Consider the following 22,959-nt stretch of genomic DNA (forward strand, 5'->3'; position numbering starts at 1 on the left):
AACATACTAAAGCGGGGTGTCTATGACCAAATCTGAGTTAATTGAAAGGCTCTGTAGTCAGCAAGCCCATCTGTCTGCTAAGCAGGTAGAGGATGCTATCAAGGAAATCCTTGAGCATATGGCGACCACACTTGAAAGCGGTGATCGGATCGAAATCCGTGGTTTTGGTAGTTTCTCACTACATTATCGCGCGCCTCGCGTGGGGCGTAACCCGAAAACAGGGGAAAAAGTTGAGCTTGACGGTAAATACGTCCCTCACTTCAAACCTGGTAAGGAACTTCGTGATCGCGTTAACATCTATGGTTAAGCGATAGACGCTGAAAAAAACGGCATGCTGTAGGTATGCCGTTTTTTTATGTCTATCGATCATAGCTTGCGTGGCGAATTTCCTGCATAATCATACCTTCTGTGTAAGATCTTGTACCCACAACTAAAACCTTGTCGCTTGCCATCATGCGAGTGGATAGCACGGGCCAAGGGTGCATTAGTAACGTTTTGTTGTATCAAGCAAACGTTCACAGTGACAAGTGCCTCGCATCTTGTCGTTCTGCCATAATTGAAGAGGCACTAGGCCTTTCGCAATGAGGGAATACTTGTGAAAATACTCGGCATTCTGTTTCTGGTGTTATGTTTTCTGATCACCTTGGCGCTGGGAGCGCAAAACCAAGATGTGGTCAACTTTAACTACTTAATCGCCCAAGGTGAGTTTCGTCTCTCTGTTATCTTGGGTATTGTCTTTGTCATTGGCTTTGGCATCGGCTGGTTAGTCTGCGGTGCGTTATACCTAAAAGCGAGAGTGACCGCTCGAGGGCTGCGTAAACAGGTGGAAAAGCAACGCAAAGAACTTGATAAATTGCGTACGGACCCGCTAAAGGAACAATAATTCATGCTAGAGCTGTTGTTTCTGTTGCTCCCTATTGCCGCCGGTTATGGCTGGTACATGGGTAACAGGAATGCTCGTCATCGACGGCAAGAACAGTCACATCACTTGTCTCGCCAGTATGTGGCGGGGCTGAATCTGCTGCTGTCTGAACAGTCTGATAAAGCGGTTGATCTGTTTATTGAGCTTTTACAGGTCGACAATGAGACCATTGACACCCACCTTGCCCTAGGCAACCTGTTTCGTTCTCGGGGCGAAGTCGATCGCGCCATTCGCATTCACCAAAACCTGATTGCTCGCCCTAATCTGACGCTTGATCAACGTAACCTTGCCATGCAACAACTGGCCAAAGATTACATGGTCGCCGGTTTTTTTGATCGCGCAGAGAAGATATTTTCTGAGCTGGTGGATGAGCCAGATTATCAAGAGTTTGCCCTTCAGCAGTTGTTAGCCATCTTTCAGCAAACCCGAGAGTGGGAAAACGCGATTGATACCGCGAGCAAACTGGTCAAGATGGGCAAACAAAAATTACGTAAAGACATCGCTCATTTTCACTGCGAACTGGCGATGCAACAGCTCGCCGATGGCGACGAACATAAAGCACGACAATGGCTACGTCGCGCCTTGTCGTATGATAAAAGTTGCGTGCGCGCCAGCTTGAAGCTGGCCAAGCTTGATATTGAGCACCAAGATTATAAAGGCGCCATCAAGCAGCTAGAGAACATCCTTGAGCAGGATGCGGACTTTGTCAGTGAGGCGTTACCACTGTTGGCGGAGAGCTATCGCGCGCTAGGGCGTGAAATGCATCTGGTTCGGTTTTTAAAAGAATGCATTGAAAAGAATGCTGGGGTGAGCGCGGAGTTGATGCTATCAGAAGTGATCGGTAACAACGAAAATATCGCGATGGCGCAAAGCTTTCTCACCCGCCAGCTTACTCGCAATCCGACCATGCGCGGCTTTCACAAGTTAATGGAATACCATGTTGAGCAAGCGGAAGAGGGACGCGCAAAAACCAGTCTGAACACGCTAAAAGACTTGGTGGCGGAACAGATGAAAGTGAAGCCGCATTATCGTTGTCGAAAATGTGGTTTCTCGACCCACTCGCTCTACTGGCAATGTCCTTCTTGCAAAAGCTGGGGGGCAATCAAGCCAATTCGAGGGCTTGATGGTGAATAATGGCGATGCGCAAGCATCGCCGTTTTTTTATCTATCGTGGCGGTATACCTGCTGAGATGAATCGTAAACAAGGAACTAGGAGACAACATGCACGACCCAAAAGTCATTGTGGCACTTGATTATGCGAATATGAACCACGCCTTGGCCTTTGCCGAGAAGATAGAACCAGGTTCATGTCGCTTAAAAGTGGGCAAGGAAATGTTCACCTTATTTGGGCCGGCATTGATTAAGCAGCTGCATGCGGGTGGGCACGAGGTTTTTCTCGACCTTAAATTTCACGATATCCCGAACACGTGTGCACGAGCGGTCGCGGCAGCGGCAGAGCTGGGTGTTTGGATGGTTAACGTCCACGCCGCTGGCGGGGAACGCATGATGGTTGCTGCACGTGAAGCCTTAGTGCCTTATGGGGGCAACCGCCCTTGGCTGATTGGTGTGACCGTGTTAACCAGCATGACGGCGGTGGATTTGGCAGACAGTGGTATTCAGATATCGCCACAGGCGCAAGTGCAGCGCCTTGCGGGTCTGACGCAGCAGGCAGGCCTTGATGGTGTTGTTTGCTCCGCGCAGGAAGCGAGCCTGCTCAAGGCACAGTGTGGGGACGCCTTTAAATTAGTCACGCCAGGTATACGCCCAGCTGGGAGCGACAAGGGTGACCAACGCCGAGTGATGACGCCCGAGCAAGCGGTACAAGCCGGCTCTGATTATCTCGTCATAGGTCGTCCTGTCACGAAAGCGGCGGACCCCGCTGCTGTGCTTGCGTCAATTAACCAATCGTTGAATGACCAAAGTGCCGAGTGACTGGCGTTGCGAGTAACTTAAGCGCCTAACACTAGCGTTTACTAGCAATCGCGGTTGTCAATAACCGCCGTTGCTAATGACTGAGCTCGCCAATGTTTCAAGCTAAGCGCTTGACGAGGTAGAGAGCGGCAGGGGACGCGTTAACAGAGCGGCTATGGATCGCGCCGCTCGTGTTCGCCACTATGGGCGGGCGCTGACTGATTTGCGCGACCGCCTATCCATTACCGGTGCGGTAAAATGACTGTCAATCAGCCTTTGTGTCAAGCTGTGTTGCGGGTTGGCAAAAATGTCAGCGGTATTACCCGATTCCACCACGTCGCCCTTTTGCATCACCATCAGCTTGTCGGTGACATGTTTGATCACCCCCATATGCTGCGACACATACACGTAAGACAAGCCCATCTCATCTTGAAGCTCAAGCAGTAAGTTAATGATTTGCGAGCGCATGGACATGTCGAGACCATTTAACGCCTCGTCGGCGACAATGACACTCGGTTGCAAAATTAAGGCCCTGGCGAGTGATACCCGCTGTTTTTGGCCGGTTGCCAGCATCTGCGGATAAAAATAAGCATGCTCCGGCAGCAAGCCGACCCGCAAGAGGGTGTTCTTAATGCGTTTACCTCGCTCTTGCGGGGTCATATTGGTGTTTCGCCGCAAGGGGCCTTCTAAGATTTGGCCGATTTGGTTGCGTGGGTTGAGCGAGGTGTTCGGGTCTTGGAAGATCATCCGAATCAATTTGCAGCGGGTTTGGTAATCTTTGTAACGCAGCGTCTCACCATTGACCCGGATTTCGCCTGCCGTTGGCTCGATAACGCCAGCAATCATGCGTGCTAGGGTTGATTTTCCTGAGCCATTCTCGCCCACAAAGGCAATGGTTTCCCCGACATCCAAAGAAAAAGAGACCGGCTTCACCGCGTGGGTGACACGCTTTCTCAACCACCCTGTGCGGTGGTGATAATCTTTGGTGAGCCCATCAATTTCAAGAAGAGCGGCCATGCTTGTTCTCCATGTTGAGCGGGAAATGACAGGCAAATTTATGGTTTTTCACTTTTTGCGTATGGGGCGTTTCGACACATTTACGCTGTGCGTATGGGCAACGCGGCCCCAGTCGACAACCGATGGGCAGATGCTGCAGTGGTGGTATTGAGCCAGGCAAGGTTTCGAGCTTGCTCTTGTGGGGAATGTCGCGGCTAAAATCAGGCATTGTCCGTAATAAAGCATCCGTGTAAGGATGGTGCGGCGTGGTTAAAATTTGCTCGCGGTTACCGGACTCTACCGACTGGCCACAATACATCACGGTGATCCTATCAGCCCAACGCGTCACCAAGGTGAGATCATGACTAATCAGCAAGATTGTCGTGTTAGATAACTGATTGGTGCGACTCAGTAAACGGAATATCTGCGCCTGAGTAATGGGATCCAAATCGTTGGTCGGCTCATCTGCAATCAAAAGGCGAGGGCGGTTAGCAATCGCCATTGCAATCATCACCTTTTGACACTCGCCATCGGTAAGCTCATACGGATAGCTTTCCATCACCCGCTTGTGATCCTTGATGCCCACTTTATGCAGCAAGGCGATAGAATGCTGCTTACGCCAATTTAAGCGTTGCCACCAACTACCGGAAAATGACGCGGGTGGAATGGCCTCTTCAAGCTGATGACCCACTACCTCGGATGGGTCAAGACACGTGGAAGGCTCTTGGAAGATCATCGCAATGTCTTTGCCGACCACATGGCGACGTTCGCGCGCGGGCAGTTCTAATAGGTCGATATTACCCAAACGTAATCGGTCGGCGGTCACATGCCATTGATCCTTCGTGACACCGCAAATAGCTTTGGCCACCAAGCTTTTGCCTGAGCCGGACTCCCCCACCAAACCACGAATCTCACCGTCATTGATGGTCAAACTCATACGGTCGACGGCTTTCACCATACCTTGTGGGGTTTCTATCTCTATGGTCAGGTGTCGAATATCAAGTAACGGCATTATTCAGTTCCTGCATTGATGGCTTGGCTGATCCCCTCACCAACTAGGTTAACAACCAACACACTGAACGCAATCGCCATTCCAGGCAGAGTGACAGTCCAAGGCGCCGTGAAAATCAGCTCGACAGAATCCCCTAACATGGCGCCCCATTCTGGCGCCGGCGGCTGTGCTCCAAGGCCCAGAAAGCCGAGTGCGGCCACATCAAGAATCGCCACCGAAATAGCGCGGGTAATTTCGGTACTCAGTACTGTGACGATATTGGGCAGAATCGAATGGTAAAGCAGATAAAAATCATTGGCACCGTCCAAGCGCGCGGCAATGATATAGTCTTTCCCTATCTCATCGTGTACGGCCGTATACACCGCGCGGATAATCCGTGGAATGAGTGACAGCCAGATAGCGAGCAATACTTGGGTTTCGCCCACCCCTAAAAAGGCGACCACGATAATGGCCAACAGTAACGAAGGAATAGAGAGAATACTATCTAGGATATGATTCAACACACTCGATTTGAGCCCCTTGGTCATCCCGGCGAGTACACCAATCGCGACCCCGATAAGTGACGCGGCCAATGCGGTCATCAGTGCATAACCAAAGGTGAGCCGAGAGCCGGCAATTAGGCGCGAGAGCATATCGCGGCTAAGATCATCGGTCCCTAAAAAGTACTCAATTTGCCCAGACTGCACCCAAGAGGGCGCCATCAGTAAATGACCGGTTTGATGCTGCGGGCTCCACGGGGCGAGTAGAGGGGCAAATAGGGTGACAAGGATGAGCCCAACCAGGCACCAAAAGCCAATCACCGCAAGCTTGTTGCGACGAAATGCATTCCAGGTGCGCTCAAATTGGGTAGGGATATGCTGTTCAACGTAAACACTATTTGAGGGCATACCATTTTTTCCTTACCAGCGGGTTCATAAAAGCCCCTAATACATCCGAGATGATATTAATCAGTAACACAAACCCACCAATGACCAAGACGCCGCCTTGTACTGACACATAATCTTTAGCGATGAGCGTATCGAGCAGCCAGCGCCCAATTCCAGGCCAGTTGAATACTGACTCAACGATGATGACAAAGGTCACCATGGTGGAAACCAGTAGGCCAAAATTAGGGATGATCGGTGGAATGGCGTTTTTCATCCCATGGCGAAGCACGATTTCCGTTTTTGATAGTCCCTTGGTCGCTGCCGCTTTGATGTAGTTCTGGCGCATCACATAAGCCATGGAGTCGCGCACCATCTTGATGATCTCTGTGGTAGGGACCACCGCAAGGGTCAAGGTGGGAAGTGCGAGGTGACGGACAATATCAGAGGCGACCTTGCCTTGTAGCGGTAAGTCTGACAGCCATAAATCCACCAGCGCGAAACCGGAAATATGCGGGATCTCATACAAAAGGTTATAGCGCCCTGATACCGGAAACCACTGCAAGTCGAGTGAGAAAACCATGATAAARAGGATAGCTAACCAAAATGTAGGGATGGAGAACACCACCAGGGCAAATGAMGAAATCACTTTATCTGCTGGCCCTTGGCTACGAATGCCAGCCAGCGTGCCCAAGGGCACGCCCACAATCAAGCTGATAAAGAGCGCGGCAAAGCATAGTTCTAAGGTAGCCGGCGCGACGTGTGCCAGGGTGTCAACAACCGGCGACCCACTGGCGGCCAAGCCAAGGTTTCCATCGAGCAACTGTCGAATGTAGTAAATCCAGCCTATCCAGTAATCAAATTGGTGCCACTGTGAATCGGGCGCCAGCAACATAATGTTGTAGGCGACCAAGGTGAGGATCACTAGCGTGATTAAGAACAGGTTGAAGCGTCGTAACGTATAAATCAGCATGAGTTAGTGCTCCCGCGACACATCGGCGAAACTATCCGCGCCAAAGGGCGTCATCGTGAGCCCCGTCAGGCTAGCATCACGCACTTGATGTTGAATACCGTGGGCGAGCGGAATAACGGGCATGCGACGGTCGAGAATCGTCTGAGCGGCCTGATACAACGCCTTGCGCTTGGCTATCTTGTCCGTGGCGATCGCCTGATTCAGTGTTTGGTCAAAAAAGCGGTTACACCAATTAGAAATGTTCCAACCGGTAAACTTCGCGTTGCAGGTGAGCAAGGGACGTAAAAACGTATCGGGATCGCCGTTGTCGGCTACCCATCCGGTTAATACCATATCGTGACTGTCATCACCTTGGCGAATGGACGTGCGATTAACCGTTTTTTCCGGAATAATATTGACGTCGATGCCAATTTCACCCAAGTCCGCTTGGATTAGTTCTGCGGTTTTACGTGGGCTGGGATTAAACGCGGTCGGTTTTAGCGGCACGGTTAAATCGACACTAAAGCCATGGCGATAGCCTGCTTTGGCAAGGAGTGCTGCGGCCAGTTTGGGATCGTGCTGAGTTTTTCGGTTTGGATCGTAAGCCCATGACATAGGCGGAAGCAAGCTGGTGGCGGGCGCGCCCGTGCCATAATAGACCGAACTGAGCAGGGCTCCCCGGTCAATCGCAAGATTAATCGCTTGACGCACTTCCACTTCCGAAAGCGCAGGATGACGGGTGTTGAGGGCGATAAAAGCCACATTCATGCCCGTTTGCGACGACAAACTGAAGCGTTCATCACCGACAACCACGGGAAGCTGACTCGCAACCGGAGAGGCGAGCACATCGCACTCGCCAGTCAGCATTTTCGCAAGCGTCCCTGTGCCGCGCGTGGAAACATCAAACACCACCTGCTCCATCGGCGCAGGGCCTTGCCAATACTGCCAATGGCGGCGTAGTCGAATAAACTCTCGCGGTTGATACTCAGCTAGCGCGAACGGGCCGGTACCAACCGGATAGGTATCGAGCTTCTCTGGCGTACCCGCTTCCAGTAATTGGTTAGCATACTCTTTTGAAAGGATCACCGAAAAATTGGTGGCCAACGTGGAGAGAAAAGAGACATCGGGCCGAGAGAGTGTAAATTGGACGCGGTAGGTATCGAGCGCTTTAACTTGGGTCACCAAGCCGCCAAAGTTCATGCTATCAAACCACGGGTACTGACCACCGGAAATGCGATGAAAAGGATGGCGTGGATTAATAAGGCGACGAAAGGAAAACACGACATCGTCTGCGTTGAGGTAGCGTGAGGGGGTGAATTTGACACTGCGATGAAATGCCACGCCCCGGCGCAGAGAGAAGGTGTAGGTTTTACCGTCATCACTCACCTGCCAGCTTTTCGCCAGCATCGCTTCGGGTTGGTACGTCTCGGGGTTGAGTCGCAGCAGACGGTCATAAAGCTGACTCGACAAGGTATCAGCCGTGAGGCCGCCATCGGTCAACTGAGGGTTGAAGGTGTTAGGCTGGCCAGGGCCGCAAAACACAAAGCCACGATTGTCGGCCGCACGTTGATCGCTGGCAGCGTCACAACCTGCAAGGAGCAGACCACTCACACCCAGGATCAAATACTGGAAAAAAACGCGCATAAACCAAGTAAAATCAGCTATCAAAGTAAACCCCGTAATCTACCACTGAAACGGCTTTACCACCAAGCAAAGTAGGGGCTATCTGATGTTTCTGTGCGTGCGGAGTGTACCTATGCACGTACACGTTGCGTCAGTCGGTTTGCCCCACATGATGTTTTCGCAGCAATCCCCTGAATTGATGGTAGCTCAGGCCGAGTAACTGTGCGGCCTTTCTCTGATGATAGTTGGCTTGTGACAGGGCCGCTGTGACCAAATCGTGTTCTTGCGTGGTTTGCCACTGGCGAAGGTCCAGGGGCAATGACGGCAATGCCTCTCTCTCAATGGGCACAGGTGCCTCGGCATCCGCTGTGCGCCAAGGTGGTGAAAAAGGGTCTAAACATATCGTGTCGATGGGTGTACTAGGATCATTGTGGCGAGAGAGGGCGCGCTCAACCGCATTTTTTAACTCGCGCACATTACCTGGCCAGGTGTGAGCGAGAAGTTGAGATTGAGCCTGTGCCGAAAAGCCAGCAAACAGCGAATAGCCAAGCTCCACGGCCATTTTCATCGCGAAGTGCTCAGCTAACAACAGAATATCTTGCTGACGCTCACGCAGTGGCGGGAGGTGAACGACATCGAACGCCAGCCGGTCAAGCAAATCGGGACGAAAAGCGTTTTGTTTGGCAAGGGCGGGTAAATCTTCATTCGTTGCACAGACAAGACGCACATCGGCACGCAGAGGAGATGWGCCGCCAACACGCTCGTATTCGCCATATTCAATCACGCGTAGCAGCTTTTCCTGCACACCTAATGGCGCGGTCGCTATCTCGTCTAAAAACAAGGTACCGCTTTCTGCTCGCTCAAAGCGCCCCGCATGCCGGCCTTTGGCGCTGGTAAAGGCACCGGCTTCATGCCCGAATAACTCTGAGTCGATCAACCCTTCGCTGAGCGCCGCACAGTTTAAGCTCACTAGTGGTTGTGACCAACGGGCGGAGAGATAATGAAGACGCTGTGCAATCAACTCTTTCCCCGTGCCGCGCTCACCCATAATCAGAACAGGACGGTTAAGCGGTGCCAGTTGGCTGACATGATCCAACACGGCGAGAAAACGGTCCGATTCACCCAGTAAATTGTCTTGTTCACGCATGGCGATTTTTACCAAATAGTGGTTTTCTTCATCATGGCCTTTTTCTCAATTTAACGCAATCTGTTTTAACCTATTGAAAATAAACACCTTAAAAGTTGGCATGGGATTTGAATTCTATTGAGTGTGTCAGAGCCGAGTACCACGGGTTAACGCGCCACTGGCCTTAACTCTAGGGCTCATCAACGAGGAAGCGTATTAAGGAGTCTATGATGGGAATTTTTTCGCGTTTTGCTGATATTGTGAATGCTAACGTCAACGCATTGTTAGACAAGGCAGAAGATCCACAAAAAATGATCCGTTTGATCATTCAAGAAATGGAGGACACCCTCGTTGAGGTGCGTACCTCGTCGGCAAAAGCGCTAGCCGATAAAAAAGAAGTGGCGCGCAAAATTGAAAACATCGAGCGTCAGATCCAAGAGTGGCAGGACAAAGCCTCACTCGCATTGCAAAAAGATCGTGAAGACCTGGCTCGCGCCGCATTGATTGAGAAGCAAAAAGCGCATGATGTTAAAGTCGCGCTGGACGAAGAGCTGACGCTGATTAATGAAAGCGTAGAGAAGCTTGCCGGCGAAATTGCGGCATTAGAAAACAAGTTAAGCGAGACACGCGCGCGTCAGCAGTCATTGACGATTCGTCGTGAAACAGCAGGCAATCGCCGTGATGTGCGCCGTCACCTCGGCAGTGGGCGTGCCGATGAGGCAATGGCGAAATTTGAACAATATGAGCGCCGTATTGACGAACTAGAAGCGGAAGCAGACAGTTATCAAATGGGCAAAGGAAAAGGCCTAGAAGACGAGTTCGCTGACTTACAAGCGCAAGACGAGATTGAAAAAGAGCTGGCGTCTTTGAAAGCTAAAATGAAAGACAATCAATCGTAACGATACCTCAAGGAGCGGACATGTCATCATTATTTCTTGGTTTCCCACTGGCGATTTTCTTGCTGTTTGTCGCCCCATTGTGGTTATTTCTGCATTACCGCAGTAAGCGACAAGTGGCGCAAGGCTTGAGTGGGCAAGATTACGAAACACTGCAACAATTGGCTCAGCGTGCCGAAAAGCTGCAGGCACGGGTGGATAACCTAGAGCGTCTACTGGATGCAGAAGCCCCTCATTGGAGGCAACGCGCATGAGTAATACCTTGTACAGAGATCCAGAAAATGGCCGCATCGCAGGGGTGTGCGCCGGGCTTGCCAATCACTTTGGCATGGAAACCTGGTTAGTGCGCATCCTGACTGTTTCGGCATTTTTACTCGGTTTTGGGTTCTTTGTGGTGGTCGCTTATATCGCGGCGGTACTGATCCTGGATAAAAAGCCGTCAGAGGTCAGTCAAGAGCCGAGTGCCGCGCAGCAAGACCATCAAGTGAAGCAAAAACCTTGGCAATCAGGGAAGTCTGCCAGCCAATTGATCGCGGATCTCGACCGCGAGTTTAGCCACATGGAAGACAAGGTGACGCACATGGAGGCGTATGTAACCTCATCGACCTTTAACGTCGACCAAGCCTTCAAAAAACTCTAACCTCGCTGCCCTGTTTGGGCAGCTTGGCCAACTAGGAGCCATATCAACCTATGCCATCAGTGAAAAGGCGCGTGAAGCAGTGGGTGAGCCGTGGGGCTGACCGTCATGTTCGCCTCGCGGTGACCGGTCTTTCTCGTGCGGGTAAAACCGCCTTTATTACCTCTCTTATCAATCAATTGACGCATTTGGGCACAGAGCCCAACTTACCGCTGATGTCACTGGTGCAACAGGGGCGTGGGCTGGGCGCACGTCGTGAACCCCACCCGCATATGCACCTGCCAGCCTTTGACTACGACAGTGCTATGCAAGCGCTTCATCAAACTCCGCCAGTATGGCCGTCGCCGACACGTGATGTCAGTGAAGTGCGCCTTGCGGTGCGCTATCGACCGCAGTCGGCTGCCCTGAGAGCGATCAACGAAATGGCCACGCTATACGTGGACATTGTCGATTATCCCGGAGAGTGGCTGCTCGATTTACCCTTGTTAAGCCAAACCTACTCGCAATGGTCGGCCAAACAAGCTGGGCTACTCGCCGGCCGTCGGGGCGAGCTGGCCTCCACCTGGACAACTAAGGCAGCGACTCTTGACCCGTTTGCCCCTGCTGATGAAAAAAGGCTGGCGGAAATTGCTGAAGACTACACGGCGTTTTTACACCAATGCAAAGCACATGATGGCTTGCACTGGGTACAGCCTGGTCGATTTGTGCTGCCAGGTGAATTAGCGGGCGCGCCCGTGGTGCAATTCTTCCCTTGGGTTGGTAGCCAAAATGAACACGATCTAGCCAAAGCCGGGAAAGACTCGAATTACGGGGTGCTAAAAGCGCGCTACGACTATTATTGCGAGCACGTGGTCGCCAAGTTCTACCGCGAGCATTTTGCCAAAATAGACCGGCAAGTGATCCTGGTGGATACGTTGCAGCCCCTGAATGCAGGGCCGGCGGCATTTCACGATATGCGTCTTGCCGTTGAGCAGCTGATGCAAAGTTTTAAATATGGCAAGTCAGGGCTGATGAAACGGCTGTTTTCACCACGGATTGACAAGGTATTGTTTGCGGCCACTAAAGCCGATCATGTGACGCCCGATCAACACCCAAATATGGTGAGCTTATTACAACAAATCGTTCATCAGGCGTGGCAGCAAGCCGCGTTTGAGGGCATTGATATGCGTTGTCAAAGTGTGGCCGCGATTGAAGCCACCACACCAGGCTATGTCACGGTCAAAGGCGATAGCCAGAGCGCGCTAAAAGGTGTGCTTGCAGACAACTCGCCAGTCACCCTGTATCCCGGCGATGTGCCAGCGCAGCTACCTGATGAAGCATTCTGGCAAGCGCAAGGATTTGACTTTCCCTCTTTCCGTCCTCAGCAAGCGCCACTGGATGCGCCGTTACCGCACATTCGTATGGATAAGGCACTGGATTACTTGCTGGGTGATAAATTTCGATAAGCGAGGGCGCTATGACGCACTACAAGCCAAAACAAACCTTTGCACAAAATGTGGACGTAGAACGTGACACGGAAAGCCAATTACAACAAGGAACCCAATTCGAATCGGAAACCGATTTTACCCCTGTCTCGAGTGAAGAGTGGGATGCGGATCTTGATGCGACCTTAAGGCCTTCGCCACGTAAACGTCGCCGCGTGTGGCCATTTTTGCTATTGGTGACTGTGCTGCTCGCCGTGTGGCAATCGGCGGACAGCGTCTATCAAAGCTGGCTCGAACGAGATTGGTTGAGTCTGGGTTGGCAGGGTCTGCTAGTCGCGGTTGCCACAACCGGACTGGTGATGCTGGGCAAAGAATGGCGGGCGATGCGTCGTTTGGTTCAGCGTGAAGCCGTGCGGGAGCAAGCGGAACAGCTGCTAAGCAGTGATGCGGTCGGGCAAGGAGAGCGGTTTTGTCAGCAATTGGCTGAGCAAACCGGGCAGGCCCAAACGGTAGCCTTTGCCAACTGGCAGCAGCAACTGGCGGCCACACATAACGACAGTGAAATTCTGAGCCTCTATGAGCAGCAAGTACTGAGTGCGCAAGATAAAGCGGCGCGTGACCTGGTAACCAAGCACGCGCAAGAGGCGGCACTCATGGTAGCGGTGAGCCCGTTGGCGGCGGCAGACATGTTGTTGGTTGCTTGGCGTAATTTTCATTTGATGACGCGTATCGCGCAGATCTACGGGATCCAACTGGGCGTTAAAGCACGTTTTCGCCTACTGAAAATGGTGCTCACTAACATGGCGCTGGCGGGTGCCAGTGAGGCGATGACCGATGTGGGCTTTGATGTGTTGTCCGTCAATATCGCTGGCCGAGTATCAGGCCGGGTGGCGCAGGGGCTCGGCATTGGCCTTCTCACCGCGCGGTTGGGTCTTAAAACCATGACACTCATGCGACCACTGCCTTGGCATGGTCAAGCCGCGCCTAGCCTGTCACAACTTCGCCGTGAGTTGGTAAAGCGGCTGGTGGGGAAGCGTCAACAAGACGCGTCATAGTCCACGCCGGTAAGGTGGCTGGTAGGTAGACTTACCAGCCACATTGGTATTCATTGAATAATCAGTGAGTTAATTGCGTGTTCTCTGTGCTACAAACGTGACGGCGTAAGGCAAAAATCGCATCAGGGCTTGACTGTTCCCCCCAACCCGCTCAAACTCCGCTTCAGTGTCAACTTATCCTGACAGCTAATGCAGCGCATGCAGCCGCGACGATGAATGCTTCAGTAACCCGTTGAAGCGGGCATAGTTTTAGGGTACTCATCGCAAAAAGGCTTGCTGCCGGTATTGGGTATCACTGTCAAGTTACAGGAATCCATTATGAGACTGAAAGTCTGTTGTGAAGATAGGATCGGGCTTACCCGCGAACTCCTCGATATTCTGGTGCGCCGCGACATCGACCTACGTGGTATTGAAATTGACCAGGTCGGGATCATATACCTCAACTGTCCGGAAATTGAATTCGACGCCTTTAGCCAGTTGATGTCGGAAATTCGACTCATTTCTGGGGTCACCGACGTACGCAAAGTACAATTCTTACCGGCTGAGCGTGAACATAAAGAGTTGCGAGCGTTAGTTGAAAGCCTGACCGATCCTGTGGTGTCGATTAACCTCGATGGCTACATTGATATGGCCAACAAGGCGGCGCAAGACTTGATTGGCTCGAGTGAACACCAGCTTATCGATGAACATGCAAACAGCGTGTTTCCTGACTTTCAGTTTGCCCATTGGCTGGAAAAAGAAGAAGCCAGCCAAAGCTGTCGTATGGTGGTAATGGCTGGGCTCGACTTCCTCATGAAAGTGATGCCAGTGCACATCAATGACGAAAGTGAGCAGCCTGTATTGGTGAGTGCGGTGGTGCAGCTCAAGCAGGTGGCGATGAATAACACTTCGCAAACTGTGTTCCGTACCCCGAGCGATCATGGGTTTGATCATCTTGTGGGTCAGTCAAACAAGTTTAAGCAGCTTATTAGCCAAGCGAAAAAGCTGGCGATGTTGGATGCACCTCTCTTAGTACAAGGCGAAACGGGCACAGGTAAAGAAATGATAGCGCGTGCCTGCCACCGTCACTCCTTGCGCGCAGACAAACCTTTCCTACTCGTTAACTGCGTCTCTATGCCGGATAACGCCGCTGAAACCGAATTGTTTGGTATGGCGGCCGCCGAAGAAGGCGGTAGCGCCAAAAAAGGCATCTTAGAGCAAGCGGATGGCGGCACGGTATTCTTGTACGAAGTGGGCGAAATGAGCCGCCACCTGCAAGTGAAGCTGTTACGCTTTATGCAAGATGGTACCTTCCGCCGCGTGGGGGAAGAACGCGAGATGCAGGTGGATGTAAGAGTGATCTGTTCAACACAGAAAAACTTGCCTGAGCTGGTGGCGGCCCATCAGTTCCGTGAAGATCTCTTCTATCGTCTCAATGTGTTATCGCTCACTGTCCCACCACTTAGAGAGCGAACGGCCGACGTGATGCCGCTTGCAGAACTGTTCGTCAAACAATTTGCTGCCGATTTAGGGCAATCCAAGCCGCGCATCGATGAGGCGTTGGCGGACTATCTTACCCACTATGCGTGGCCCGGGAATATCCGCCAGTTACGTAATGTGTTGCTTCATGCGATGACCCAAATTGACGCAGAAGTGATGACGATTGATGACGTCCAACTGCCAGAAATTGAAAACACCCAGTTTATGAGTGAAGAATCGATGGATGGCTCGTTAGATGAAATCATGAAGCGTTACGAGTCGGGGATTTTGCATAACCTGTATCGAAGCTACCCTTCAACGCGCAAGCTGGCTAAACGGTTGGATGTCTCGCACACTGCCATTGCCAATAAACTGCGCGACTATGGGATTGGTAAAAAGTAAGCTGATGCCGGAAGCCAGTATGTATCAGACGTCAGTGAGTCACTTCCCGCGTTTGTCCGTTGATGAGCTACGCATAGATGCCATCAGTCACGAGGACGTGACCCGGGTGGTGCAATACTTTCAGCGCAACCGTGATTTTCTCGCCCCTTGGGAGCCTGAGCGTACGGCGGGCTTTTATACTGAACAGGGATGGAAGCGGCGCGTGCTGCAGCTGATGGAGTTACAAAAGCATCAGCTGGCTTATTATTTTTTGATCGCCAAGCAAGACTCGCCTCACGTGTTAGGGGTGATTTCTTATACCAGTGTGATGCAATACCCGTCTTATTCGTGCACCGTGGGCTACTCGTTAGATAAAGCGGCACAAGGACAAGGGATCATGCGTCGAGCGCTCGCCGCGACCAATCAGTGGCTATTCGATAACGTCCATATCCATCGTGTGTGTGCTTCCTACATGCCATGTAACCAGCGCAGTGCCAAGGTGCTAGAGGCAGTGGGGTTTGAATATGAAGGCCGAGCGCGTGATTACTTGTTGATTAATGGCCGATGGGAAGATCATATTCTAATGGCGCACATCAATCCGCACTGGCGACCTAAACCGGCCTGACCCGCGACCGTCTAACGGATGCACCAGCAGTCACCCACAGGTAATAATAAAGGCGACCCGATTAGGTCGCCTTTTGCGTTTCTAGTATGCGCTTTGTCTGCGAGTTATTTACATAGCAGGCGTGAGAGCACGACTATTTCACTGTCAGCACACGCATGGTGTTGGTAGAGCCAATCACTTCCATCTGATCGCCTTGGGTCATGATCACCTGGTCTCCCTCGGCCAAAAAGCCACCTTCTTTTAAGGTTTGCAGGGCGCGCTCCGCCACTTGCAAGCCGGCACCGCTGTCACTGTCAAAATACACCGGGGTAACACCACGATAGAGTGCGGCACGGTTAAGCGTATGTTCATGACGCGATAACGCGAAAATCGGCTTACCGGATGAAATACGTGACATCATCAAGGCTGTGCGGCCCGATTCGGTCAGCGACACCATGGCTTTGACCCCTTTCATATGGTTCGCCGCGTACATGGTCGCCATAGAGACTGTTTCTTCTTGGCTATCAAACTGGCGGTCTAGGCGGTGATTCGATACGTTAACCGACGGCATCTTCTCAGCCCCGACACACACTTCAGCCATTGAGCGTACTGTTTCCAGTGGGAACTGACCGGCAGCGGTTTCTGCCGATAGCATCACTGCATCGGTGCCATCGAGCACCGCATTGGCCACATCCATCACTTCCGCGCGAGTAGGCATGGGGGCGGAAATCATTGATTCCATCATCTGCGTGGCGGTGATCACCAAACGGTTCATGCTGCGCGCGCGGCGAATGAGCTGCTTTTGTACCCCAACCAATTCTGGATCGCCAATTTCCACACCAAGATCACCGCGCGCCACCATCACCACATCAGACGCTTCAATAATGTCGTCGATACTCTCATCACTGACCACGGTTTCGGCACGTTCTACTTTGGCCACCAAACGCGCATCCAAGCCAGCGTCGCGCGCCAAAGAGCGGGCATAGTGCATATCTTGGCCGTTGCGCGGGAAGGAGATCGCTAAGAAGTCGACGCCAATTTTGGCGGCAGTCAGAATGTCTTGCTTGTCTTTTTCCGTCAGTGCAGGGGCAGACAGGCCTCCGCCTTTTTTATTGATCCCTTTGTTGTTAGAGAGCTTGCCGCCTACCGTGACTTCGGTATGCACTTTGGCCCCTTCAACCGCCAGTACCTTGAGCTGTACGCGGCCATCATCGAGCAGCAGAATATCGCCATTGGTGACGTCCTGGGGCAGGGCTTTATAATCAAGGCCGACCGCGTCTTGGTCGCCCATGCCAGGCGAGAGCTCGCCATCTAACGTGAACTTATCGCCAACGGAGAGAGTGATGGCACCGTCTTTAAAGGTCGAAACACGGATTTTAGGGCCTTGCAAATCACCCAAAATACCCACGTGGCGGCCAAGTCGCGCCGCAATCGCGCGCACTTGATCGGCGCGTTTAATGTGGTCTTCCGCACTGCCGTGAGAGAAGTTGAGGCGAACGACGTTAGCACCGGCGACAATAATTGACTCCAACACACTGTCTTTGTCGGTGGCAGGGCCTAATGTGGTAACAATCTTCGTTCTTCTCAGTTTTGCAGACATGATTAACTCCTATATACAGGGTGATGTTTTAAGGGATAGTGCAGAAAGGGCAACATCACCGCCAAGTCTGGATTCGACGACATGCTGACATCAGTGTAGCGCATCAAAAACGTCGAAAAGATGACACAAAAAAGGAGTGCCAACGCACTCCTTTTAGTTAGGTCAGGGATTCTTTATGAAAGCGTGAATCGCGAATGGCTTCTTTGACACGCTTCAAGTTATCTCTAAATCCTGGGCCACGGCGAAGTGTGAAGCCTGTTGCTAGCACGTCGATAACCGTCATTTGCACGACCCGACTTGCCATCGGCATATATTCGTCCGTGTCTTCCGGCACATCGAGCTGGATGGTGTGGGAACACACTTTATCTAGCGGCGAGTCGCGCTGCGTGATGCCGATAACAGTGGCACCGTTTTCACGGGCTAAATTAGCCACATCAACCAAGCTTTTGGTACGCCCTGTGTGTGAAATCATCACCACCACATCGCCATCATTACAGTTAATACAGCTCATTCGTTGCATCACGATGTCGTTAAAGCACACCACCGGAATGTTAAAACGGAAGAACTTGTTTTGCGCGTCATGCGCGACCGATGCTGATGCGCCCAACCCGAAAAAGGCGATTTTTTTCGCCTGGGTTAGCATGTCGACCGCGCGGTTAATTTGGTGCGTGTCGATGCTGTTTTTCGCTACATCCAAACAGGCCATGGTTGACTCAAAAATCTTCGCCGTGTAAGCATCCGCACCATCGTTCTCTTCAACGTTGCGGTTCACATACGGGGTGCCGTTGGCCAAGCTTTGTGCCAAGTGAAGTTTAAAGTCCGGGAAGCCTTTGGTATCTAGGCGACGACAAAAACGGTTAACCGTTGGCTCGCTCACATCAGCCATCTTTGCCAAAGTCGCAATACTCGAGTGAATAGCGGTTTGAGGGGAGGCGACAATGATTTCAGCAACTTTTCTTTCAGATTTGCTGAAGTTTTCAAGATTTTTTTGTATTTTTTCCAGAGTATTCATCTGAGTTACCGCTTACGTTCAAGACCAAAGTTAAAAACTGTCGCTCGATGAGAGCGAGCATCAATGAAGTGTTAAGTGCGTCATTCACCACGGCTTTTGACTGCCGTTTAGTAACAGATAGTCTATCCTCTCGCGGATTGTAATGACATTATTATGACTATCTGAGCATAAAAACTTTGTCACCATTCACGCTTTTAGTTATTTCCTTACACAATTAAGGAATATATTTACAGCGCGAAATAAATAAATGGTCAAAAATCAGCCAAATTGGGTGGTGTTAACCATTACATTGAAAAATAATTACGTAACCCTAGGTAATCATAAGGAGCGCGTGTGTCAGGATTGAAAGTTGGAATTTGTGGATGTGGTTGGTTGGGCCAACCGCTGGCGTCACACCTACTTGGCGCTGGACACCACGTGGTGGGGACCAAACGTGAGTCAGCCTCGGCGCAAGCATTGAGCGAGACGCTGGCGACCACCGTGGTGCCGTTTGATGTGATGGCGCCGGATTATCAATCAGCGGCGGCATTGCTCGAGACTGACATCGTGGTGATCAATATCGCGGCGGGGCGTCGTCACGCCGACTTTGATGCATACCGCGATGCCATGTGCGCGTTTATCGACCGCCTGGCCCAAGCAGGCGTTGAGCATGTGCTCTTTATCAGCACCACTTCAGTATATGGGGAGCTTCAAGGGCAGGTGACCGAGCACACCGCGACCGCCGCCACCACGGCGTCGGGCAAAGCACACGAACATATCGAAGCGCATCTGCGCGAAACGTATGGAGAGAAAGGAACAATCATGCGGCTCGCGGGGTTGATTGGCGGTGCGCGTCATCCTTCAACCATGCTCGCGGGTCGACAAGGCTTATCAGGCGGCAATGAGCCGGTAAACTTGATCCACCGCAGTGATGTGATGGCGGCGATCAGTGCGATTATCCATCAGCGTCAATGGGGTCACACCTTTCATCTGTGCGCGGAGCTGCACCCAGCGAAAAGTGTGTACTACGGCTGGGCAGCGCGTGAAATGGGGTTAACACCGCCTGAGTATCAGCCAAGTGCAGGCGATGGTAAATGGATTGATGCCTCGCAGACGCTATCGCAACTGGGACTTAACTTACGTTATGCCTCACCGTATCAAATGATCGCAGATGGTCAGGTGACTTCGGACGACCCAGCCCCAAAATAAAAAAAGCCCACACAAGGTGGGCAAAAATAAAGGTAGAGACAAACAAACTCTAAAGTAAGTAGAAAAAGCAGCAGCAGGTCGGAAAGAAAGATGAATCATGCTCCCTCACGTTCTGAGGGGGATAAGGCATTTCTTACCGATGCACCCATTAGGACTGGGCGAATTTAAAGAAGTTCCTACAAATTAAAAAAAGTCGTGATATTTAATCAATAGGCGATGTAGATGTGACGCTTGTCTCATAAATGGCGGCAATTAATGCCGCTATCCCACTCTATTGCAACACAGGTATTGCAATAGCGTGAGATGGCCTAGCGTGTCACCGACGTCGGGCTAGGCGGCCCATTGCCGTTGCTTGAGCCATTGGAACAATCCACCCAACGCCACCAAGCAAAGCCCAAGGCCAATAAAGGACAATGCTCGCATCAGCCCCTCTAAACTTGCCATATCAACCAGGAACACTTTTAGGATCACTAGCGCCAACACCGCCATTGCGCCTTGCTGCACCCGTACCGATTGCTGCCAGTAGCCACCCAGCAAGCTCAAACTCCCTATTGCCAACCATACCAATGAGTAGGTATACAGCTCTGCATGTGAGGTCAATTGCGACAGGGCAATGGTATCGCCTTGCCAAGTCTGACGGATCAAACCGTTAACCAGCAAAAAAACAAACACCGCGGCACAGGTGCTGGCCGCTGTTTGCACTCGGGCTTTTGGCAAGGGTAGCGATGGATATCCCCATTTCGCTAACCACACACACGCGAGCAAAGGAACGCCCCACCAAGGCCAGAGTAAACTGGCAAGTGGCGAGTCACCAATCGAGACCTTCTCAACGTATGGGTTATGCTCGAAAAAGAGAATAAATTGGGTGAGTGCACTTAAGACTAAGAGGGCGATGCCGCCGATACGGTACAAAAACGCGAACGTCTGCGCGGCGCGAGCACGATAAAGATACACACACGCCAATAATAACCAGTTCATGCTCATGACCACCGCGCCAGAAACCGAGTGCATCACGCTGGTCAGCCCTTGAAGATCACATAGCCACAGTGTTGCACTTGTGAGCCACAGCGCGGCGAGTTGCAGTTGTGCGCCAGTGAGCCAAGCGGGCAGTGTGTGGTTTTGGACCCAGCGCTGACCAACATAAATCAGCAGCCCAAGCGACGGATAAAGCCATAATGTGTCTGGCAGTGATGCCATATGATGGGTGGAGAGCAATAACAAGGTCGCGCGCGCGAGCACCACGCTGAGCAGTGCTTGGATCACCCAATTGGCGAGCGCTATCCGGTATTGATGGGTGAGCCAAAGCATCACCACTGCTTGCGCGGTCAAGGCCAAGGTCAGAGCGTAATCGCTCAGCAGCAACGTTAACGCGAGCGCCAGGTGGGCATTGACGCCACACCACAGGCTCAATCGAGCCAGAACATGGGCCTGATCGGTACCTTTAAAATGACGAGTAAAGGCCGCTAACACCGCGCCGCCACCGACGAGGCAAGCCGCCCATAACGGTGCGCTAGACGCGTACGCAAGCGTTCCGCCCCAAAACGCGCCTGTCACCTTCGCATTAAGGCTCACCATGAAGGGCGTGGCCAGGCACGCTAGCCAGATGAAATGGATACGTTGCGGTGACCGTTTACCTAGGGCTAAGCCATAGAGCAGGGTAATGACACCCATCCCCAAGCCAACCTGCTGRGCAAGCGGGTCGCGGGCAAGATCACCGAACCATAACCAGAGGGCGACCCAAGCTAAGCCCAGCACCGGCCACGCATCCCAGCGTGCGGAGAAAAGCGGCGCGAGATAAAGCCATGCCACCAACACGGCCATCAATGGCATCCCGACCGTAAACGGTAAAGAAAACGCTGCAGTAGAGGCAATAAACATTATTGCCAGCATCAGCCAAGTGTCGAGTGCGTGATGATGCCAAGCTCGAATATCGACAAGGGTGCGCCAAGACAGTGGCGCGTCAGATGTTGGTTTGAGTAACCACCCCAACGTTGGTACCGCGACTAATAGGTACACAGAGCCGAGGGCAAACCCGGTAACGATAAGCAATGGCACCGAAAAATGCGCAAAAGCAAACAGCCAAGCAAGGTGCACCCCCCACAAGCTATACCATAGCCATCGGCGCTCGACGCGCTGAGCCACATAGGTGATGGCGGCAGCGACGAGCAAGAAATAACTGGCGAGCAATCCGTAGCTGGGGGTGGCACTGGTAGAGAACAATGGCGCGCCATACGCCCCGATGAGCCCGACCACGGTCAGTAACGGACCAAATCTAAGCCCGTAGAAGGTGGCAGCGAGCGAGATCAGCGCCAGCATCACGACGGCGACTGGCTCGGAAATAAACTGATAGGGCGTCGCCGCCATCAAGGTCAGGCCAAACAAGCTGATAAAGCCCGCGCTCGCAATCGCAGCCGGCACATAGCTCGGCCAATCAATTTGCGTATACCGGCGCAACTTATCGTGCAGCCATTCACTGCCAACAATCAAGCCGACGCCAAACAGCGCTCCCAAGCCAAGGCGGGCTAACGGAGGAAAATAACCTTCACTGATCAGGTAGGAAATTAAGAAAAGCCCGCCGAGGGTAAAAATACCGGCGCCACTCCAAACCAGCCACTGTTGCTTCGCGCGCTCAAGCCAAGCGAGACGATGACGGTTATCGCCTGATGATTGCGCGTCAGAGGCGGTATGGGCGGCGTTGGTTGCGACCGGCTCTGCAACACTGGGCTCAGTGTTAGATGGCGCATGCTGGGTCGATGTGGCAAGCGCTTCCTGCGTTAATGGGTGGCTATCACGCGATACCATAGCCGCGTCTGTATCGCGGCCAGCTTCAACCGGCTCTGTGTGAGCCTCAGCCGTGAGGTTGGCTTGAGTGGACGTCGGCACCGCGTCAGCGTCCGCTTTCGATTGCAACTGGGAAAGGGTATGGCGCACTTCCGAGAGCTCTCGATTGAGTGCGTTGACTTTGAATAGGGCCGAGAGGCCACAAATACCACCAATAAGCATCACCAAACTGGCGACAAACACTAAGAGGAGTAAGGATTCCATATCGCGTTAACCAAGCCCGTTGTCACTAAATGCGTGCACACTGTACAGCGAGGCCGAATGAATTGGCGTAATCGCGACAAGAAAAGTCAAAACTTGGGAGCAAGTGCATAAAAAAGCCCACAAGCAAACGGCGAGTGGGCATAGAAGAAAAGTCTTCTAGAAAAAGCAGTGGCACAAGGTGTGACTACCAGAAATGCGAATGGGTTCCCACTTTTGTTCAAAAAAAGCACAGCCATGGCTGAGAGCGTGGCAGA

General features: G+C 52.1%; 21 protein-coding genes. 12 read left to right on the forward strand and 9 right to left on the reverse strand.

The window, feature by feature from the left end:
- Positions 1-22 precede the first annotated feature (22 nt).
- From ihfB to pyrF, 4 genes are all read left to right on the forward strand, one after another.
- On the forward strand, positions 23-307 hold the full coding sequence (gene ihfB / locus BZG73_RS09770; protein ID WP_046073494.1) for an integration host factor subunit beta: 285 nt from the start codon (positions 23-25) through the stop codon (positions 305-307).
- A 288-nt stretch (positions 308-595) separates the two neighbouring features.
- The gene (locus BZG73_RS09775) at positions 596-883 is read left to right on the forward strand and encodes a LapA family protein (RefSeq protein ID WP_046073493.1); all 288 of its coding nucleotides are present in this window, start codon (positions 596-598) and stop codon (positions 881-883) included.
- A gap of 3 nt (positions 884-886) precedes the next feature.
- Positions 887-2,056 (forward strand): lipopolysaccharide assembly protein LapB, encoded by a 1,170-nt coding sequence (lapB, locus tag BZG73_RS09780; RefSeq protein WP_046073492.1) that lies wholly within the window; start codon positions 887-889, stop codon positions 2,054-2,056.
- A gap of 87 nt (positions 2,057-2,143) precedes the next feature.
- Positions 2,144-2,854 carry an orotidine-5'-phosphate decarboxylase gene (pyrF, locus tag BZG73_RS09785; protein WP_077668193.1) on the forward strand — a complete coding sequence of 237 codons (711 nt, stop codon included), beginning with the start codon at positions 2,144-2,146 and terminating at the stop codon, positions 2,852-2,854.
- A gap of 180 nt (positions 2,855-3,034) precedes the next feature.
- On the opposite strand, the gene BZG73_RS09790 is transcribed toward pyrF, so the two are convergent.
- The 6 genes from BZG73_RS09790 to pspF form a co-directional block, all read right to left on the reverse strand.
- Positions 3,035-3,850 carry a peptide ABC transporter ATP-binding protein gene (locus BZG73_RS09790; RefSeq protein WP_077668194.1) on the reverse strand — a complete coding sequence of 272 codons (816 nt, stop codon included), beginning with the start codon at positions 3,848-3,850 and terminating at the stop codon, positions 3,035-3,037.
- Positions 3,834-4,841 (reverse strand): peptide ABC transporter ATP-binding protein, encoded by a 1,008-nt coding sequence (locus BZG73_RS09795; protein ID WP_046073489.1) that lies wholly within the window; start codon positions 4,839-4,841, stop codon positions 3,834-3,836. The genes BZG73_RS09790 and BZG73_RS09795 overlap by 17 nt, the downstream gene beginning before the upstream one ends.
- Positions 4,841-5,728, reverse strand: a complete 888-nt coding sequence (sapC, locus tag BZG73_RS09800) for a putrescine export ABC transporter permease SapC (RefSeq protein WP_046073488.1) — start codon at positions 5,726-5,728, stop codon at positions 4,841-4,843. Before sapC ends, BZG73_RS09795 begins: the two co-directional genes overlap by 1 nt.
- Positions 5,715-6,677, reverse strand: a complete 963-nt coding sequence (locus tag BZG73_RS09805; protein ID WP_046073487.1) for an ABC transporter permease — start codon at positions 6,675-6,677, stop codon at positions 5,715-5,717. Before BZG73_RS09805 ends, sapC begins: the two co-directional genes overlap by 14 nt.
- A gap of 3 nt (positions 6,678-6,680) precedes the next feature.
- Complete coding sequence (sapA, locus tag BZG73_RS09810; RefSeq protein WP_046073486.1) at positions 6,681-8,300, reverse strand: ABC transporter substrate-binding protein SapA; 1,620 nt, start codon at positions 8,298-8,300, stop codon at positions 6,681-6,683.
- A gap of 130 nt (positions 8,301-8,430) precedes the next feature.
- Positions 8,431-9,426 carry a phage shock protein operon transcriptional activator gene (pspF, locus tag BZG73_RS09815; RefSeq protein ID WP_077668195.1) on the reverse strand — a complete coding sequence of 332 codons (996 nt, stop codon included), beginning with the start codon at positions 9,424-9,426 and terminating at the stop codon, positions 8,431-8,433.
- Between the two features lie 209 nt (positions 9,427-9,635).
- Between pspF and pspA the strand changes: the two genes are divergently transcribed.
- The 7 genes from pspA (at position 9,636) to BZG73_RS09850 (ending at position 15,881) form a co-directional block, all read left to right on the forward strand.
- Positions 9,636-10,304, forward strand: a complete 669-nt coding sequence (gene pspA, locus BZG73_RS09820; protein WP_077666150.1) for a phage shock protein PspA — start codon at positions 9,636-9,638, stop codon at positions 10,302-10,304.
- Between the two features lie 20 nt (positions 10,305-10,324).
- Entirely contained in the window at positions 10,325-10,555 is a 231-nt protein-coding gene (gene pspB, locus BZG73_RS09825; RefSeq protein WP_046073483.1) for an envelope stress response membrane protein PspB, read from the forward strand.
- On the forward strand, positions 10,552-10,941 hold the full coding sequence (gene pspC, locus BZG73_RS09830; protein ID WP_077579243.1) for an envelope stress response membrane protein PspC: 390 nt from the start codon (positions 10,552-10,554) through the stop codon (positions 10,939-10,941). The genes pspB and pspC overlap by 4 nt, the downstream gene beginning before the upstream one ends.
- A 50-nt stretch (positions 10,942-10,991) precedes the next feature.
- Positions 10,992-12,383 (forward strand): YcjX family GTP-binding protein, encoded by a 1,392-nt coding sequence (locus BZG73_RS09835; RefSeq protein WP_077668196.1) that lies wholly within the window; start codon positions 10,992-10,994, stop codon positions 12,381-12,383.
- Positions 12,384-12,394: 11 nt separating this feature from the next.
- Positions 12,395-13,417: a YcjF family protein gene (locus BZG73_RS09840; protein WP_077668197.1), complete on the forward strand. Its 1,023-nt coding sequence runs from the start codon at positions 12,395-12,397 to the stop codon at positions 13,415-13,417.
- A 318-nt stretch (positions 13,418-13,735) separates the two neighbouring features.
- Positions 13,736-15,277: a transcriptional regulator TyrR gene (gene tyrR / locus BZG73_RS09845; RefSeq protein WP_077668198.1), complete on the forward strand. Its 1,542-nt coding sequence runs from the start codon at positions 13,736-13,738 to the stop codon at positions 15,275-15,277.
- On the forward strand, positions 15,258-15,881 hold the full coding sequence (locus BZG73_RS09850) for a GNAT family N-acetyltransferase (RefSeq protein WP_235606050.1): 624 nt from the start codon (positions 15,258-15,260) through the stop codon (positions 15,879-15,881). The genes tyrR and BZG73_RS09850 overlap by 20 nt, the downstream gene beginning before the upstream one ends.
- A 133-nt stretch (positions 15,882-16,014) precedes the next feature.
- On the opposite strand, the gene pyk is transcribed toward BZG73_RS09850, so the two are convergent.
- Together pyk and BZG73_RS09860 are read right to left on the reverse strand one after the other, a co-directional pair.
- The gene (gene pyk, locus BZG73_RS09855) at positions 16,015-17,460 is read right to left on the reverse strand and encodes a pyruvate kinase (RefSeq protein WP_046073478.1); all 1,446 of its coding nucleotides are present in this window, start codon (positions 17,458-17,460) and stop codon (positions 16,015-16,017) included.
- 157 nt (positions 17,461-17,617) lie between these two features.
- Positions 17,618-18,472 (reverse strand): MurR/RpiR family transcriptional regulator, encoded by an 855-nt coding sequence (locus tag BZG73_RS09860; RefSeq protein WP_046073477.1) that lies wholly within the window; start codon positions 18,470-18,472, stop codon positions 17,618-17,620.
- 333 nt (positions 18,473-18,805) lie between these two features.
- On the opposite strand from BZG73_RS09860, the gene BZG73_RS09865 reads away from it, so the two are divergent.
- Positions 18,806-19,660 carry an NAD(P)H-binding protein gene (locus tag BZG73_RS09865; protein WP_077668199.1) on the forward strand — a complete coding sequence of 285 codons (855 nt, stop codon included), beginning with the start codon at positions 18,806-18,808 and terminating at the stop codon, positions 19,658-19,660.
- Between the two features lie 330 nt (positions 19,661-19,990).
- Here the strand turns inward: BZG73_RS09865 and BZG73_RS09870 are convergent, their stop codons facing one another.
- Entirely contained in the window at positions 19,991-22,705 is a 2,715-nt protein-coding gene (locus BZG73_RS09870; RefSeq protein WP_077668200.1) for a DUF2339 domain-containing protein, read from the reverse strand.
- Between the last annotated feature and the right edge of the window lie 254 nt (positions 22,706-22,959).

Source organism: Salinivibrio siamensis, from assembly GCF_001996005.1.
Classification (GTDB): Bacteria; Pseudomonadota; Gammaproteobacteria; order Enterobacterales; family Vibrionaceae; genus Salinivibrio; species Salinivibrio siamensis.

What these genes read in the sequence shown, in the direction of transcription:
- pspB (WP_046073483.1), top strand. Translation starts at nt 10,325, where the DNA reads ATGTCATCATTATTTCTTGGTTTCCCACTGGCGATTTTCTTGCTGTTT.
- pspC (WP_077579243.1), top strand. Translation starts at nt 10,552, where the DNA reads ATGAGTAATACCTTGTACAGAGATCCAGAAAATGGCCGCATCGCAGGG.
- tyrR (WP_077668198.1), top strand. Translation starts at nt 13,736, where the DNA reads ATGAGACTGAAAGTCTGTTGTGAAGATAGGATCGGGCTTACCCGCGAA.
- BZG73_RS09860 (WP_046073477.1), bottom strand. Translation starts at nt 18,472, where the DNA reads ATGAATACTCTGGAAAAAATACAAAAAAATCTTGAAAACTTCAGCAAA.
- BZG73_RS09835 (WP_077668196.1), top strand. Translation starts at nt 10,992, where the DNA reads ATGCCATCAGTGAAAAGGCGCGTGAAGCAGTGGGTGAGCCGTGGGGCT.
- sapA (WP_046073486.1), bottom strand. Translation starts at nt 8,300, where the DNA reads ATGCGCGTTTTTTTCCAGTATTTGATCCTGGGTGTGAGTGGTCTGCTC.
- BZG73_RS09795 (WP_046073489.1), bottom strand. Translation starts at nt 4,841, where the DNA reads ATGCCGTTACTTGATATTCGACACCTGACCATAGAGATAGAAACCCCA.
- BZG73_RS09840 (WP_077668197.1), top strand. Translation starts at nt 12,395, where the DNA reads ATGACGCACTACAAGCCAAAACAAACCTTTGCACAAAATGTGGACGTA.
- pspA (WP_077666150.1), top strand. Translation starts at nt 9,636, where the DNA reads ATGGGAATTTTTTCGCGTTTTGCTGATATTGTGAATGCTAACGTCAAC.
- lapB (WP_046073492.1), top strand. Translation starts at nt 887, where the DNA reads ATGCTAGAGCTGTTGTTTCTGTTGCTCCCTATTGCCGCCGGTTATGGC.
- pyrF (WP_077668193.1), top strand. Translation starts at nt 2,144, where the DNA reads ATGCACGACCCAAAAGTCATTGTGGCACTTGATTATGCGAATATGAAC.
- ihfB (WP_046073494.1), top strand. Translation starts at nt 23, where the DNA reads ATGACCAAATCTGAGTTAATTGAAAGGCTCTGTAGTCAGCAAGCCCAT.
- BZG73_RS09850 (WP_235606050.1), top strand. Translation starts at nt 15,258, where the DNA reads ATGGGATTGGTAAAAAGTAAGCTGATGCCGGAAGCCAGTATGTATCAG.
- sapC (WP_046073488.1), bottom strand. Translation starts at nt 5,728, where the DNA reads ATGCCCTCAAATAGTGTTTACGTTGAACAGCATATCCCTACCCAATTT.
- pyk (WP_046073478.1), bottom strand. Translation starts at nt 17,460, where the DNA reads ATGTCTGCAAAACTGAGAAGAACGAAGATTGTTACCACATTAGGCCCT.
- BZG73_RS09790 (WP_077668194.1), bottom strand. Translation starts at nt 3,850, where the DNA reads ATGGCCGCTCTTCTTGAAATTGATGGGCTCACCAAAGATTATCACCAC.